The organism is Actinoplanes utahensis (assembly GCF_016862455.1).
Taxonomy (GTDB): Bacteria; Actinomycetota; Actinomycetes; order Mycobacteriales; family Micromonosporaceae; genus Actinoplanes; species Actinoplanes utahensis.
The window spans coordinates 1-15,845 of record NZ_BOMZ01000089.1; the positions used below are offsets into that span (position 1 = coordinate 1).

The 15,845-nt window shown below is 66.7% G+C and carries 11 protein-coding genes; 5 read left to right on the top strand and 6 right to left on the bottom strand.

All coding sequences use genetic code 11. The annotated features are described in order from the left end of the window. Window positions 1-182: 182 nt before the first annotated feature. A complete protein-coding gene (locus tag Aut01nite_RS31390; RefSeq protein ID WP_152628690.1) occupies window positions 183-893 on the top strand; it encodes a hypothetical protein in 711 nt (236 codons plus the stop codon). Between the two features lie 481 nt (window positions 894-1,374). Here Aut01nite_RS31390 and Aut01nite_RS31395 read toward each other — a convergent pair whose 3' ends face one another. Next, window positions 1,375-2,157: an IS5/IS1182 family transposase gene (locus Aut01nite_RS31395; protein ID WP_043525026.1), complete on the bottom strand. Its 783-nt coding sequence runs from the start codon at window positions 2,155-2,157 to the stop codon at window positions 1,375-1,377. Between the two features lie 1,453 nt (window positions 2,158-3,610). Here Aut01nite_RS31395 and Aut01nite_RS31400 point away from each other — a divergent pair. Further along, window positions 3,611-3,928, top strand: a complete 318-nt coding sequence (locus tag Aut01nite_RS31400; protein WP_043525027.1) for a hypothetical protein — start codon at window positions 3,611-3,613, stop codon at window positions 3,926-3,928. 126 nt (window positions 3,929-4,054) lie between these two features. On the opposite strand, the gene Aut01nite_RS31405 is transcribed toward Aut01nite_RS31400, so the two are convergent. From Aut01nite_RS31405 to Aut01nite_RS31420, 4 genes are all read right to left on the bottom strand, one after another. Beyond that, window positions 4,055-4,858 (bottom strand): HEAT repeat domain-containing protein, encoded by an 804-nt coding sequence (locus Aut01nite_RS31405; RefSeq protein WP_161790635.1) that lies wholly within the window; start codon window positions 4,856-4,858, stop codon window positions 4,055-4,057. Window positions 4,859-5,966: 1,108 nt separating this feature from the next. Then, entirely contained in the window at window positions 5,967-6,938 is a 972-nt protein-coding gene (locus Aut01nite_RS31410; protein WP_043525028.1) for an NAD-dependent epimerase/dehydratase family protein, read from the bottom strand. Beyond that, on the bottom strand, window positions 6,939-8,651 hold the full coding sequence (gene pelF, locus Aut01nite_RS31415) for a GT4 family glycosyltransferase PelF (RefSeq protein WP_063958768.1): 1,713 nt from the start codon (window positions 8,649-8,651) through the stop codon (window positions 6,939-6,941). It abuts the gene before it with no gap. A 31-nt stretch (window positions 8,652-8,682) separates the two neighbouring features. Then, the gene (locus tag Aut01nite_RS31420) at window positions 8,683-10,074 is read right to left on the bottom strand and encodes a hypothetical protein (RefSeq protein WP_043525029.1); all 1,392 of its coding nucleotides are present in this window, start codon (window positions 10,072-10,074) and stop codon (window positions 8,683-8,685) included. Window positions 10,075-10,313: 239 nt separating this feature from the next. Here Aut01nite_RS31420 and Aut01nite_RS31425 point away from each other — a divergent pair, with 239 nt between their 5' ends. From Aut01nite_RS31425 to Aut01nite_RS31435, 3 genes are all read left to right on the top strand, one after another. Continuing rightward, on the top strand, window positions 10,314-11,432 hold the full coding sequence (locus Aut01nite_RS31425; RefSeq protein ID WP_052163702.1) for a putative glycoside hydrolase: 1,119 nt from the start codon (window positions 10,314-10,316) through the stop codon (window positions 11,430-11,432). Between the two features lie 72 nt (window positions 11,433-11,504). Continuing rightward, on the top strand, window positions 11,505-12,905 hold the full coding sequence (locus Aut01nite_RS31430; protein WP_052163703.1) for a DUF4832 domain-containing protein: 1,401 nt from the start codon (window positions 11,505-11,507) through the stop codon (window positions 12,903-12,905). Between the two features lie 166 nt (window positions 12,906-13,071). Then, complete coding sequence (locus tag Aut01nite_RS31435) at window positions 13,072-13,650, top strand: hypothetical protein (RefSeq protein WP_043525030.1); 579 nt, start codon at window positions 13,072-13,074, stop codon at window positions 13,648-13,650. 155 nt (window positions 13,651-13,805) lie between these two features. On the opposite strand, the gene Aut01nite_RS31440 is transcribed toward Aut01nite_RS31435, so the two are convergent. After that, on the bottom strand, window positions 13,806-15,653 hold the full coding sequence (locus Aut01nite_RS31440) for a substrate-binding domain-containing protein (protein ID WP_236642693.1): 1,848 nt from the start codon (window positions 15,651-15,653) through the stop codon (window positions 13,806-13,808). Between the last annotated feature and the right edge of the window lie 192 nt (window positions 15,654-15,845).

A 15,845-nucleotide genomic window follows, 5' to 3' on the forward strand; every position in this document is an offset into this window, starting at 1 on the left:
TCGCACCCCTGAAAACCAGCTAACCAACTCTCCATCAAACCCGGGGCTTGACACCTGCTCAAGATCCCCAGGCTAAGCCTGTTAGCGGTAGCACCGGCGGTGAAGGAGGTACCAGCGGCGGTACCCGAGGTGGCAACAACGGAGGCACTAGAGGCGGCAGTTCCGCTGTTGGCGACCACAACGTGGAGCAGCAGAGGGAGGCAAGGAAGAAGGTCTTCCTCGACACATACAATGAGGACAACCTCTACTGCAAATACCGTCCTGGCGATTGCATCACATACAGGAAAGCGGTCGAAGAACTAGGCTTCGACCCGGCAAAAGCAGAAATCATGATCATCTGCGACAGTGCCGGCTGGAGTCGCACTAGCTGCATGAACAGTTTTGACTACCAATGGGACTGTGGGGTGGCTGAATGTCCAGTGATCATGACTCACGCCGCAGAAATCTTCAGCTCCATCGCACTTCCTGAACTCGCCTTGTCAGGTCTAGGTCGCGGCGCGACAAACCTCTCCAAGCTAGGGGGTGGGCGAGGGCAGTTCGGGATGCATGGCGGTTTCTTTGCCGAGGAGGCGTCGAATGCAGCGGGAGGGCGGATTTTCACGTCTAGTGGTAACATAGCGCAGAAAGACTTCGACCATATTGTTGAGAATGCGGCTATGAGGGGCGATGATATCCACATTCTAAGTGGTAATCATGGCTATCCGGATGGTTTAAGGAAAGCTGATGCAAGTCTGTATGCTGACGACGTGGCGAGATATGGAACATTTCCAAATATGCATATTTACGACATGCCCTCAATGTCTGAGGCGCAAATTAAGGAAGTAATGCAAAAGCCCGGCGTGATTATCGGTGGTTTCTGTAATAGCCAGGCGTGCCTCGCGCCGTATAGGTGACTAGAACATGAAAGATAAAAGCGATCGTTCTGCTATGGTATTTCGCCCGTACAAAGGGATTATCTGGATTGGTGATCAGCCGGGGATCAGGCTCGAAATGGTCGCAAAATCTTTAGCTGACGCGGTGGCTCTCGTTATAGAGACGTACGGAGAAGGTCACATATACTCGATCTGGAATGAGGAAGACGCGGCGCGGCCTCGATAGTCGAATATCGTTCGTGGTCCAGGGCTTCCCTTTGGGCCTGTCAAACGGAGAGGGTGAGTCGGGTCGCTTGTCCATGCTACGGGCAAGAAGCCTGAGTGCGGGGAGTGGCGTGCCTATACCGGGATGAACTGTCCAACGGGCGAGAATGGCGATCTTATCGGCGTCGTCGAAGTGGAGTACACCGCGGATGCGACCAACGCGGTTCGCCAGTGGGCTTAACTGAGTTGCCGGCGGCGCGGAGAGCGCCTGCTCCTCGCCGGCTATAATGAGGCTTTTTCATCCTGCGTAGCGGTTGGTCTCGACGTGGTGCAGGACGAGGATGGCCTGCACGATCCCGGTCGCTTTCCGTGGGCAGCAACGCAGCTTGACCAGGATCCTCCAAGTCTTGAGCGTGGCGATCGCCCGCTCGCCGCGGGCACGGATCTTGGCGTGAGGCCGGTTGACCGCCTTCTGCCGGCGTGACAGCTTCGGCCGGAAGCGGCGCCGCTTGAACGGTGTCCGCACGCTGCCACGGGCTCCTTGGTAGCCCTTATCGGCGAAAGTCGTGACGTTTGCACTGGTCAGCGCGTTGATGATGCCATGGCTGCGGGCAGCGGTCAGGTCATGGACCGCACCGGGCAGCGCGGCCGAGGCCCATACCAGGCGTCCGGCCGCGTCGGTGATGACCTGCACGTTCACACCGTGCCGCTTGTGCTTACCGGAGTAGTACGGCTTCTGATCAGCGACCCGGTCGATCGGGATCAACGTGCCGTCCAGGATCGCGTAAGCCAGGAGTCGGATGCGCCGCATGGCAGTGTCCAGGTCGTCGGCCGCCGCGCTGAGCAGGGCGATCGCTTCCTGGACGTAGCGCCAGGCAGTGGCGGTGCCGATGTCGAAGCCGGCGGCGAGGCGGGTGTAGGTGTCGCCGTTGCGCAGGTGGGCCAGGGCGAGTAGGGCCTGGCGGCCTGGCGTCAGTCGCCTCCACCGGGATTTGCGCTGCTGGCGGTGTGCGCGGATGCGGCCGGCGAGGTGGTTCAGGGTCCGGCTGGACAACGAGATCGTGGACGGGTAAGACAGCATGGCGAGGCTCCCGGTCGGGGCATCGGGTTTTGGTCGATTTGCTGTCCTACCTGGAGCCTCGCCGTCATCGATCACCGACCCCCAGCGACCGGGACTGACCTGCGAGATCAGGTTGGAAAAGGCTCAATGTTCGTCCTGCTAGAGGCCGTCCTCAGCAATGGTGGGGAGCATCGCCACGATGGAATCGGGCTGTTTGGGGTGGGCGGGGCGGCGCTGCTCCCAAAATCGGCGATCGGGCAGGGAGCAGGCGGGGTTAAAATCAGCAGCGTCGAACAGCGCTGAACGGCGTTCAGAAGCGTCGGGTAACGGCGACTGAGCAGGCCAAATCTGCGTTTTTCTGGTCAGCGGCTTGATCGGACTACGTTCACACAGGAGTGGTCCTCGGGCGAGCGTTTCGGCAGGGCGGACTGCTGCAGCGTGGTACGACAGCCTGGCCGAGGTGGGGCCAGTGGGGGTGGCAGGAGAGCGTAATCAACGTTATCCAGACCGGACAGCAACAGCATGTGGGCGCCCCGGGTGGCAGCAGTCCCCCTTTTACCCCCCGAAAACCCCGGCTTGTAGTCCACAATTGGTGATAAGCGGTGATCGCCGATGCGCGGCGTTTGTGCAGTTCATTTCCAGTTTGCGACAACCGATGACAACCTCAGTCCGGTCGCGGTTTTTAACAAGGGGTCGCAGGTTCAAATCCTGTCAGACCGACTTAACAAAAGGCCAGCGTAGCTGGCCTTTTGTATTTGTCGACATTGATGCGCCCGCGATGGCGCGAGACGCTTTTTGCACGTACGCGCGTACGGTTTGCGCCGGGATTCCGGATGATCTTCTTGGCCTGCTCGCGCTTGGCAGTCTTCAAGTTCTCCGTTGGAATCGATCTCTCTTCCTGAAACCTTGGCTAGCAGGGCGTTCATGGTCTGGGTGGTCGGATCGCGACACGACGCGCTTCCGTGTCGGCGATGCCGAGCCTCGATCCGACGATCCCTCCCATGCGGATGATCACGACGCTTCGATGACGCGAACGCTCGTACGGTGAAATCTGTCTGGGCGGTCGGACCGTTCGGGGCCGGTGACCCGGCAGGCAGTGGTCCGTCGCCTGCGACCGGGTGGTACGCCGGTGCGCAACCGGTGACATCCCGCCCGAGGTGCCGCTGCCCGTGGCGGAGGTCGTCGCCAGGCACGCGCCCGCCGCCGCCCGGATGAACGAGTTCTGCTGGCGCTTGTTCGACGGTGATCTTTACGCCGAGCATCCCGGCCATGGGGATGCGGACTAGATTCCCTACTGCTGACGCGGATCGGGTGGAAGACGGGTCCCGCGGCCGCAGCTGGTCCGCTACGGCATCGCCTCAGGGGTCGGGTCGGTTGCGTCCGTGAGTCTTCCGGGTCCTGCGACCCCCATCGACAGCTGCTCCTATATGGACATTAGGATGATCGATATGTTCCAGACAACGGGGGAGGAATAGTGAAGAAGATCAAGGCTGCCGCGGCGGCTCTGGCCGTCGCCGGTGCGACCGCCGTGTCGCTCGTCACCGTTACCGGACCGGCGCAGGCTGCGGGCTGCGTGGGTGAGGTTGTCAGCTGGACGAAGGGCGTCGCGCACTCCAGCTGCAAGGCCGGCTCCGGCTACGTCCGTAGCAAGATCCAGTGCATGGACCCGAGCGGCATGGTCTACTACAAGTACGGCACTTACACCTACAGCCACTACATTGATGGCGGCTTCGACACCGCCAGCTGTAACGGCAACGGCTCGATCCTGAAGAAGTGGGCCCAGGTCCGGTAAGCAGTGCGCTGAATCGCTACGGCGCGCCGACACCGAGTTCTGGGCGCGCCGTAGCTTGCGTTCCACCGCGAGTGGACAGTCAACCGCCGTGCGGCCGACGGCGCGGTAGCGGCTCGCCGTAATTCATCAATGCGGTTCGGAGGCCGCCGGGGCGTCCAGGTAGTGGTCCCGCTCCGCCAGCAGATAGGGGCGCAGGCGGGGATCCTCGGTATCGGTCGCGAGAGCGTACAGCGCCTCGGAGACCAACCAGGGGTCGGACGACTCGGGCGGTGACTTCAGAAGGTCGAGCAGCGGCTGCGTCACCCGTTCGTCACCGCGGCGGGCCAACCCGTTCACCGCCTCGACGCGAGTCGCGAGGTCGTCGTCGTGTAGCCGGGTGGCCAGCGCGTCGCGCAACCGGGGAAAGTCCTCGTCGGCCTGGCGTGCGAGGCCGAACGTGGCCCAGTCGCGCACCTGTGGGTCCTTGTCGGCGGACAGCGTGATGAGGGTGTCGAGAGCTGCCGGTTCCGGGCGGTGAAGTAGAGCGAACGCGACGCCGTACCGAACCCCGGCATCGGAGTGGGCGCGCAGGCTGATCAGGGGTGCGAGGCTACGCTCGTCGCCGATGTGCCCGAAACCGATGGTGATCGAGTGGAGCACATCCGGATCGGGCTCGTCCCGCACCATGGTCAGGAGAAGCGCTAGAGCGCCGTCGCGGAACGGACCGGCGGCCGCAGCCCGGCCGGGTGCCGCCCCGAGTTGGCTGAGCACGTCGGCGGCCAATTTGCGGCGTGCGGGTTCGGGGTGCTCGGACAACCGGGCGGCGACCTCGAGAGCCTGCTGCCCGCCGTGGACGTGCAGGTGCCAGACGATCTCCGAGCGACGATCCTCGTCGCCGGCCCGAAGAGCCTCGTCGAAGGCTTCCCGCACGCTGGGTTCAGGCGTCGGCATGCCCGTCATCGTGTCCGGCTTGGACCGGAACGGGCAACCGGTCTCGCACCGGCAACCCGTGAAAGCAGTCCGTTCAAGGTGCGCCCGGGGATCCGGGGAAACCTCAACAGGTATCCACACCAGAAAAGTCGAGGGATCTCGGCACCCGTCAAGCCCAAGAAACGGCCTTCTTGGGCTTGACGTGAAACGCGCCTGAACGGCCGAGCCGAGGCTACTATTCGGGTCAGACGCAGGTTGCCCCGTACGACCTCAGAGTCGTACCTACGGCAACGGCCCAGCTGCTTACGGCTCGCTTTCCGGTGTAAGCCGTTGCTGCCGTCCTCTTGGCGGTGACCGGGAGTTCGTAGCGCACGCCGCCGTTCACCCAAGCGAACACCCAAGCTGTCGAGCTGGACGCCTGGCCAGTGATCTTGACCTGCTGAGAAGGCCCACAGGTCACTGCGCCACCGCTTCCGGTGGCCGCCAGGGCGGGAGCAGCGAATCCTCCAGCGCCGACCAATAGTCCGGCTGCCATCGAAAATGACAACATCTTTTTGCGCACGGAAACTCCTCGCTAACTGAGGCAGAATTGAAGCTTGAACCGCCTTGAATCACGAAAACGCTTTTGAAAGTTACATCTTTCGTTGGATCTGGGCAATGCGCTCGCGCCGTTGTGATGTTGCACACGCCACATTGGACTGTCGCATGCGAACTTCATGGATTGTTCATCACTGCGAAATAGGTAGTTGGGTGGACCTTGAGGAATGCACCGCACCGGGGAAAACGAACACCTGATTAGGCTTGTCCGAGAATCACCGCGTGACTGCTGTCCGGCGTCCCTGGCGAGACCTGGACCGGCACCTGACGAACCCCCGCGTCCCCGTGAAGGCCGTCACGGCGGCCGGTCGCCCGCGTTCGATTCTGATGCCGACAAGTCGGCGCCATCAGGCCGAACGCGGCTTCAACCGGCGCCAGCGCGGCGCGGATGGCCACCCGCTACGACAAGCTGTGGGCGCTCCCTTTCAAGCCACCCTCGACCTCGTCGAACTGCTCGACCGGCTCCACGCCGTACCCGACGGCTTTGATCCAAGAGGAAGAAACCAGCCGCGGTGTACGTTCGCGAAGTCGATCAGGCGGCCTGAACGCCCGCCTTCGGGGAGCTGTCGGTCGACCCGGTGGCGGGCTGCGTCCGCCACCACGCCACCGTTTCCCCCAGGGCGGCGTGTAGGTCCACCGGGGGCAGGCCGGGGAACAACGCCCGGAGCGCCGATCCGTCGCCGGAGGAGTGGCGGATATCGCCGGCCCGTGCCGGCAGGAATTCCCGGCGCAGCCGACGCTGGAGGATCCCCTCCAGAATGTCCGCCAATTCCAGCAGACTGGTACGCGTGCCGTGCGCTACATCGATGGGTGCTGGTGAGGTGACTCGGTCCTCCACCGCGTCGGCGAGGATGCTCGCGACCGTATCGACCGGGATGAAATCGCGAGTCTGTACTCCGTCCCCGTGGATCAGCAGCGGCTGCCCGAATACGGCGGCGGCTGCGAAGGCGGGGACGACTGCGGCGTAGGCGTCTCCCGGCCACTGACGCGGGCCGAAGACGTTGAAGAACCGCAGGGGAAGGGTGGGCAGACCGTAGCTCTCCTGCCAACTGGTGGCGTAGGTCTCGGTGGTGAGCTTGCTCGCGGCGTACGGGGTGAGCGGGCGTGGAGGGGAGAACGGCGCCCCGACCGTGCCCGAGGCGTTGCCGTACACCGCGGCGGAGGAGGCGACGACCACGTGAGCATTGGGTACCCGGGCCGCCTCCAGGACATTGAGCGTTCCGGTGACATTGACATCATGCGTCCGGACCGGCGACTTGATCGACTCCGGCACGGACGCGACGGCAGCCAGATGCACGATGGCATCGACATCCCGTGCGACCCGGTCGACGGTCGTGGTGTCGGTGACGCTGCCGGCCACCACCTCGACCCGGAGGTTCACCAGGTTGCGCCAGCGACCGGTGCTGAAGTCGTCCAGTACCCGGACGTCGATGCCGCGGCCGGTCAGCTTCGCGCAGAGATGCGATCCGATGAAACCGGCACCGCCAGTGACAAGGACCTTCACCTACACACTCCTCGCATCGTGGAAGGCCGTAAGGGGCGGGCCGGCGCTGTGTCGCCCTCGGGGGACGGACGACCTGGGTACTCTGGCGACCCCGGATGCCCGGACGGTGGCGCTCTGTGTCGCCCTGCCGGGAGACCACCGATCCGGCAGCCCCGGCAACGCGCGGTAGAGGCGGTAGTAGAGCGCCATGGCCTCGTGCAGTTGGAAGAAGTCCTCGACCCGGCCGCGTGCGTTACGCGCCAGTGATTCGTAGCTCTCGAGGTCTTCCATGAGGTCCTGGATGGCGGCGGCCATGCCGCCGACGATGTCGGCGGGGTCCACCAGCCTGCCGCAGGCGTCCCAGCTGCGGCCGGTGTGGTGCACCAGCCGGTCACCGATCAGCTGTCGCATGCCGCCGACCTCGGTGCCCACCGTCGGCACGGCGGCAGTCATCGCCTCCAGGACGACCATCGGCTGCCCCTCGTTGAAGCTGGGCAGCACGAGCAGGTCGAAGTCGCCGATCACCGCGGGGACGTTCACCGTGCCGCGGAAGACGAACCGGTCCTGCAGGCCGAACGCCTCGATCTTCCGTAGGCAGCGCTGCAGGTAGCCGGGCTCGACGTGGTCGGTCGGACCGAGGATGTCCAGGGTCCAGTTGGTGAATCCGCGCTCCTGCAGCAGACGCGCCGAGTCGATGAACTCCAACAGGCCCTTGATCGGTACGACACGGGCGATGTACGCGAACCGCCACGTTCGCCGGTCGTCCCGGATGATCCGTTCCAGCGCGTCCAGCCGCTGCCGGTACGCGTCGTCGAACTTCCGGACCACCATGCCGTTGGGCACGATCGAGATCATGTCGTCGCGCACCGGCGCGCCCAGATCGCGCGCCTCCTCGACGGCGTCCGGGTAGAGGTAGGTGATGTGGTGGGCACTGGGATAGCAGAACCGGCCCATCTCGATCCACCACGCCATCCAGGCGCGCTGGTGCGGGGTCACGTCGAGTCGTCGCCAGTCGTCCCCCCGTACACGCAATGCCATGTTGCGCTCCAGGAGGGTGTTGACGGTGTCCCGCACGTACAGGTTGTGCTCGGTGAGCAGGAACCGGGCACCGTGCTGACGGGATGCCGCGGCGCTGACCAGAGACGCGTATCCGGTGGTGTGCGCGTGGTAGACGGTGGCCTTGGGAATGTCGTCGGCCAGCAACGCGTACGACAGCGAGAAGAACTCGCGCATGAGCCAGAAGGTCTCGGAGAGGGACAGGCCCAGCGCGCCCCACCGTGACTGCAGCACGTGCAGGAACTCTCGGGACCCGAGCAGCGCCCAGACCGGGTACCGGCGGGTGCGGGGATTCATGCCCTCGTCATAGATCTGCCACATCGGCTCCATGTCACCCTCGGTGATGGCATGCAACGCGTCGAACAGTCGATCGGCGAGTGCCGTGCGTTCACGAGCGTTCATGCCGAGGGCCTTGGGGGTGAGCGCCATGAAGGTGCCGCGGTGCTCCTGCATGCTCAGGAAGACAGGGTGGACCCACCGCACGTTGTCGGGCATCCCGTACAGATCGGTGTTGGGCGCAGCCGAGTCCCAGGTGAGGTGGATGATGCCGTAGGTGATCTCCGGATTGCTCGTCACGATGTCGTGCACTACCGCCGACACCCCGCCTTTGAGGTAGGGATAGGTCGACTCCATGACGATGGCGACGTCGACGGCGGGAAGTTCTCCCGGGTAGGACACATGAGCCTCCGAGCAGATGCAGGGGTGGGGTTTACCAGGTCAGGGCTCGGCGCCAGAACAGGGTGTGTTCCGGGGCCTGCCAGGCGCGGTTGAACAGCAGTAGGGCGATCACGAACGTGACGGCGTCGGCGCACAGGATGCCGATGTACAGCGGAGCGGCCGGTAGCGGCGTCGCGAACAGAGCGACGCAGGCGAGCAGGTGGAGGCCGCCGAGTATCGCGACCGACCTGCTGTCGCCGGCGTAGTCGAGCTTGTAGCAGGCGATCGAGATCATCACGCACATCCAGGAGACGGCGGAGACGGCGCCGACGAGGCTGGTGTGTTCCGAGCCGGCGGACGACCACAGCAGCATGGAGGTGAGGAAGACCAGGATCCCGCCGACGACGGCGGTGTCCCGTTGCGACCGGAGCGCGACCTGGTGCACGCCACGCGAATAGGTGCGCAGGTTGTGCAGCGGCTCCTTTTCCAGGGCCGCGTGCAGGCGTCCCACGGATGCGTCGAAATCCGGGGCGCGGCAGACGAAGTAGAAGTTGTAGGCGACGACCGCGGGCAGCGAGGCGACGAAAAGGATGACGACCGGGATGTCTCCGTCGGAGCGGTAGAAGTAGAGCAGTTTGTCGCCCCACATGACGGCGCCCAGCAGCAGGCCTCGGCCGACATCCCCGAGATTGCTCCGGAAGCTGCTCCATTCGGGCGCGGTCAGCAGATGCCGGCGCAGCGGAACCAGTTGGGTGAGCAGCCCGGCCAGCGGGGGCAGCCACCACCAGGTCGGGACGACGGCCACACTGACGGCGTATGCCGACCAGCCCATCACCCAGCCGATCCGGTCACGAGTGATGTTCGCCAGAACCAGTGAGTGGGCGAACAGCACGTTGATCGCCATCAGCAGCCAGTACGCGCCGATCGCCGGAAGGCTCCACCGCAGGAGCAGCAGCAGCGGCACGCCGGAAAGAAGAACGAACGGCACGGCTTGCAGGGCGGCGGCGGGCAGGGCAGCGCAGAAGCCGCCGCGAAGAGCGGTAGTGCCCCCGCGGCCGTGGACCAGCGAGCCGATCGACCGGTAGAGCGGCATGCACACGCCCTGCAGCAGCCATGGAAGCGTGAGGGCCACCGCCAGCAGGAAGGTGCTCAACTCGACGCCGCCCAGCCGGCTCCCGGCCATTCGTGCCGTGGCCAGTGGATAAACCACGGTCAAGGTGACGACGGGCCACAGGTGCAGCAGCAGGTGCGCTCCGCGATCGCGGGCGAGCCGCAGTCCCGCCTTCGACAGCCGGCTGCGGCGTAGCACGAACACGGCCAGAGCCAGCACGGCCACGGTGATCGCGGCCGCGCGGCCCTGCTCGGCCACACCTCGTACCAGGTCACGGCCGCGGGCCATGGGCACGACGGCGATCGTGGCCACCAGCACGAAGGCGATCGCCATGCCGGCAGTGTGCCGCCAGTAGACGCCTAGTGATCTCATTAAGTCCTCCCCGGATGCATAAACGCACGGGGAAGGTGGCGGGCTGCGGTTTCACTTCCAGCTTTTTCCGGCTTAAGCCACGCGAGTGATTCATGGTGATACGCGTCTCACGCGAACAGTGGGTTTGTGCGTTCAGGACTTGCGTTCGGAAGAGCGGTTCGTAGAGTTTCCTTTTTCGCGCTAACTCAGGATGGTTGACGATGCGACGCCGGTACGGTGCGTGGATCCGGTATGGAGGCCCCGTTACACCTGATCAAGTCGCATTCGCGGCCGAACATTACGCATCGGCGATCCTGCAGCCCTGGGAGGTGGAGGTCGCCACCCGGCTCAAGGCTGCGCGGCCGGATATGCCCGTTTTGGCGTACAAGTGCCTGTCGTCCACGCGCAGCTACGAGCCAGGCCCGTTTTTCACGTCCGGGCTGAGCTGGCGGGAAGCGGAGAACCTCGGCGAGCACCTTTTCGCCCACCGTGCCGATGGCACTCGTATCGAGTGGGCGGGATATTCCGGACATTGGCAGATGGCTGTCTGGATGAAGGAATACCGCGAACGGTGGATCGCCAACGTAGCGGCCGAGTTCCGCGATTCCGTCTTCGATGGCGTAATGGCCGACAACGATGTTTTCGACGACTACTACGGTTTGGACCTTCCGTTCGGTGACGGCTGCGACCTGACCGGTCTGCGCGCCGCTCTCGACGAACTGGTCACCGGCGCGGGCCGCGCGCTCAACAGGATCGGAAAGATCCTGGTGCCGAACATCGCGGAGTCTCGCCGGGAGCCGGGCCGGTGGCAGCGCCATGCCGCCTTCGGCGGCGGATACGAGGAGGTGTGGCTGGCCTGGGGCCCGGACCAGCACCTCGACACCCCCGACGTGCTCGCGCAGACCGAATGTCTGCACGGACCTGGGCTCACCGTGGTGCGGACCGCCTCCGACGGCACGGACCGCCATCCCAACGTGCTGTTCGGCCTCGCCATGTTCTGGATCTTCGGTGGCGGCCGACCCGGGACGAGCTACACCGCCACGGGTCACGACCAGTACAACGGGGTACCGCACGTGCCGGCGCTGTGCTGGGATCTCGGCGAACCGACCGGCGCACCTCAGCGCAAGGGCGGCGTCCGCCACCGCGCCTTCACCGGTGGCTGGGCCGCCGCCCACATCGACCGGCCCGGGGGCCGGCCGGTCACGCTCCCCGTGCCGGCCGGGCTCGTCACCGACACCGGCGCCGCAGCGCCCGCCACGGTGCGACTCGCCCCGCGGCACGGCGTCCTCTATCGCCGGGCCCGGGGCGGTCCGGGCTGCCGGTCGGGTGCAGAACGGTAGAGGTCGGGTTCCCGATGCGTAGCGCGCCGCCGGGGACGCTCAGACTCTTCCCCGTGGGCCGACCGTACGGGCATGGCCGCCCACCGACGCATCGTCACCGCCCTCGCCACGCTCGTACTGATCACGACCGGAACGGTCCCGCCCGCCCGAGCCGAAGCGGCACTCGCCACGCAGGTCGTCACGCTGGCTGCCAGTGACGACATCGTCGGCAACCCGGAGCGGGGTTTCTACCGCTACAGCGAGACGCGCCTCAGCGGGGACCCGTCGACCTACCAGCGCCTCGACCCGGTCAAGCTCGCCAACGAACGCAAGGCGGAAGGCATCACCCTGATCTTCCGCTATTTCTACCTCGACGGTTACCGCGACCGTGACGACCTCGCCCCGGTCGACCTCGACCTACTGAGAGGCGACCTGTCAGCCGCCCGCGCGGCCGGCGTCAAACTCGTCATCCGGTTCGCCTACAGCAGTTCCTCCTCCGCCGACGCGCCGCCGGCCCGAGTCACCGGGCATATCCGCCAGCTGGCGCCGGTGCTCAACGAGAATGCCGGCGTCATCCAGGCGTTGCAGGCCGGCTTCATCGGCCGCTGGGGGGAGTGGTACTACACCGACAACTTCGTCAGCGACCCGGCCCGTCCCTGGCTGCTGAGCGACGCCGACTGGGCGGCCCGGGAACAGGTGCTGCGCACATTGCTGGAGTCCACCACCGCGTCGATCCGGATACAGGTGCGTTATCCGGCCGTCAAGCAACGCGTGGAGCACAGTCTCCGGCCTGCCCAGGCGGCCCGCATCGGTGTTCACAACGACTGCTTCCTCGCCGGCACGGACGACCACGGCACGTTCCCCCGCACCGGCGACCGCGACTGGCTCGCCACACAGAGCAGCTCAAGCCTCACCGGGGGCGAGACCTGCGAGCTGAACCGCCCGCGCACCGACTGGAGCAACGCGTCGACCGAGCTGAGCAGATACCACTTCACCTATCTGAACGCGGACTTCCACCAGAGTGTCCTGGACTCCTGGAGCGCCGGCCGCGCGGAAGCCGCCCGCCGCCTCGGATACCGCATCCACGTGTCTCGGACGACCACACCGATCAGCGCGATCGCTGGGCGGCGCGCCACCGTGCGGATCACCCTGACCAACACCGGGTACGCGGCTCCCACCGCGAACCGGCCGGTGCAGCTGATTCTGAGCGGTGCCGTGACGAAGGTGGTGAAGGTGACGACGGACACGCGTACTTGGGCGCCGGGACGAACAGTCACCCTGTCGGCGAGCTTCGTCCTGCCCACCCCCAAGGGCACGTACCGCCTTCACTTGAACATGCCCGATCCGGTCGCCGATCTGGCCACACAGGCACCACTGATCAACGGCGAGTCGACGAATGCCGCGTACGCGATCCGTCTCGCCAACGTCGGCGTGTGGCGCCCCCGCACCGGCTGGAACGACTTGAACACGGCCCTGTCCGTCGCCGCCCCGTGACATCCGGCACGCCGACGGCCGACGATCCGTGGTGACGGTCCTCAGGGCGGCCGACAGTGGTGGTGGGGGCAGAATCGTCTCCGGTGTGGGCGGGAGAAGGTGGCCCAGGCGGACGCCGAGCCCGGTAGCTACATGAACATAGATTCGATTTCTCGGGGTGTTTCGCATGCGGGAAGGCGACCTGGTGACGCGGCTGCAGGAGGAATTGCGGCTACGGGTCGGTGAGCATCTGGAGGCGGGGGAGACGCTCCGTGCGGCACTATGGGTGGCCCGGGAGTCCGGTCTGTCGACGATCGCCCGGATCAGCCGATGGCAGGGTGCGCCCGAAGGACTGCTCGGCTTCGGAGGCGCCGGCGCGACGATGAGATCCGCGCGTGTGCCCGAAGGGCGGGCTGGTGAGCTGCATCGGCATCTTCCGGACCCGGAAACCGCGGGGGCTCTGGCGCTGACCGATACCCGCCTGCTTCTGCTCGGTGCCGTCGCCGTGCCGTCGGATGCTCGCCCGGTGGCGTTGTCCGACCGTCTGCGGCTGGCCGGGCGCCGGGTGCTGGGCCGGGCCGAACCTGATCCGCTACCGCCGCTGACGTCACGCTGGGAGTGCCCGCGGACCGCCCTGGCCGCGGTCGGCGTCAGTGATCCCGAAGGGACGCTCACACTGGATTTCGTGGATGGATCGAGTCTCTCCGTGGCCGCGCCCGCGATGTTGGCGGTGCGGTTCGAGGAGGCCGCGCGCCGCTCCGGGTAGGGGCCGCTCCCGTAGATCCCATCAGCGCTTGAAGGCCGCAGGGCACGGACACCGAGGGTCTGATGCTCATCAGCCCTTCCTTCCGCCGCGCCCGTGAGGATGCGGGCGCAGCGTGCGGGGCTGATGCCGGGGCGGGCCGGATCTCCGGCTTCCGGTCAGCTCGGGGCGTGGGCGGCGAGGAACGCCTTGGCGATGGCCGAGGCGACGTCGGCCGGATCGTTCGCGGACAGTGCGGTTCCGCCGGTGGCCTTGGCCATCACTGTCAGGGCGGCCATGTCCGCGTCGGCGCCGTAACCGACCGCGATGATCGGGACGGGACGCTGCGGGTCGCGGGTGGTTTCGAGTTGCTGCCGGAACGCCTGACCGGACATGGCGAATCGTGAGCCCGCGTCCTTGCCGTCGGTGAGGACCACGACCAGCGTGATGGTCTCCGGTTTGGCCCGTGCGCGCATGGCGGCCGAGGCGTCCAGCACCGTCCGGTAGAGCGGGGTGCCGGCGTTGGCGGCGGCCCGGTATCCGTTGATGCCGGCGGCCAGCAGGTCCCGGCGGGTGCGGCCGCCGACGCGTTCGGTGAGCGGGCCGAGAGCGACCGTCTCGACGTGGGCGGGGCTGGCCGGGGACGGGGTGGAGAAGAGCCACATGCCGACGCTGGTGTCGTTGCCGAAGAGACGGCTCGCGTTGAGCCCGGTCTCGCGGAGCAGGGCGGCCTTGGTGGTCTTGCGGCCGGTCTTGTCGGTGACCGGTTCGTTCATCGAGCCGGAGGCGTCGACCAGAACGAGTACCTGGAAGTTCATCGTCCGGTACTGCGACCAGTGCACCGCCTCGGTGAGCATCTCGTCCGGCCGTTCCGGCAGGGCCGGCATGCCGGGCTGGGCCTGGGTGCGGAAACCGGCGGCGGTCAGCGCCTCACCGCTGATCGCCTGCCGCAGGCGTGCGGCGAGGTCGCGGTCGGTCACGGCGGGGGAGATCGCGTACGGGTAGTCCGCCTCGATCGGCCCGTCCGCCGGCGCCGCGCCGACCAGCGGGACGGTGTGTTCGCCGTCCTGGTACGCCTGGAGCTGCTGTTCGGTGACCGGGAAGACTCCGACGTCGGCGCCGGTGGCGGCCCGTTGAAGCAGGGTCGCCGGGTCGGCGGCGGCGTCGGCGAGCCGGCTGCGCAGGGTGAGGGCGCGCAGTTTGGCGATGCCGGTGTCCGGGGTGGTGCGGTTCATCGCCGTGTTGATGGCGTGCACCGACAGGAGGCCGACCGTGGTGCGCAGCGGGTCCGGCGCGCTGATGGTGATCCGTTGTTGCACCGCGCCGTCGGCCACCGCGGCCCACGAGGTCTTGCCGTCCCGGGCGTAGGCCTCGGCGGCCTTCTCGGGTCCGGCCAGCACGATCGGGGAGCGGGCGAGCGGGTCGCCCTCGGTGGTGTAGGTGGCGCCGTCGGCGGCGGCGATCCGCAGCCAGGCGCTGCTCGACGGAATCCACACGTCGGGCCGCTGTGCCGTCTCGGCGGTGACCGCCGGTTCCTCGGCGGTGACCGTGATCGGCCCGCATTCGCCGCCGTCGGGATCGAGAGTGCGGGCCGCTTGCCGCACCACCGGGGCGATCTCCGGTGCGGCGGCGACCCGCAGTCGTACGTCCGGGCAGGCGGCGGCGGGCTGGGCGGCGGGTGCGGCGGTGTCCGTGTCGCGTCCCCACCAGAGCGCGGTGCCGGCCGTCACCAGCAGCAGGACGGCGGCCACAGCGGCCGTGCGGGGACGGATACGCGGCCGGGCGCCGCGGGGCAGGCGCAGGCGCCGGCGGTTCGGGGTGGCGAGGACGGGCAGGCCGCCGGTGCGGAACGGGTCGTCGTGGTTGTCGGTGGCCCGTACCCGTCGGAGCCGGGCCCGCCGTTGCCGGCGCAGCAGGAGCAGGCCCAGCACGAGCATCGACAGGGCCAGTGCGCCGGCCAGTGACCAGAGCAGCGTGGTGCGCAGGACGTCGCCGGCGGTGGCCGCCGCGACCGGGTGGAGCGTCACGAGCGGGATCCTCCGATGGTCCGCCATGGCCGTGATCGGCCGGTTCTGTGCGAAGTGGACCGTAGGCGTGCGTGATCGACAAGATCACCCGTCCTGGGTGACGGGTCGGTGAACATCGTCGTGGTACGCCGGAGGGCTTTGGTCACCGAGATTTCATGACCGTCCGCAAAGGTCGGTTCTAGCCCTCGGGTG

Coding starts and splice junctions, on each gene's coding strand:
- Aut01nite_RS31420 (WP_043525029.1), bottom strand. CDS start 10,074: ATGGCGATCGCCTTCGTGCTGGTGGCCACGATCGCCGTCGTGCCCATG.
- Aut01nite_RS31395 (WP_043525026.1), bottom strand. CDS start 2,157: ATGCTGTCTTACCCGTCCACGATCTCGTTGTCCAGCCGGACCCTGAAC.
- Aut01nite_RS31430 (WP_052163703.1), top strand. CDS start 11,505: ATGGCCGCCCACCGACGCATCGTCACCGCCCTCGCCACGCTCGTACTG.
- Aut01nite_RS31405 (WP_161790635.1), bottom strand. CDS start 4,858: ATGCCGACGCCTGAACCCAGCGTGCGGGAAGCCTTCGACGAGGCTCTT.
- Aut01nite_RS31425 (WP_052163702.1), top strand. CDS start 10,314: ATGCGACGCCGGTACGGTGCGTGGATCCGGTATGGAGGCCCCGTTACA.
- Aut01nite_RS31435 (WP_043525030.1), top strand. CDS start 13,072: ATGCGGGAAGGCGACCTGGTGACGCGGCTGCAGGAGGAATTGCGGCTA.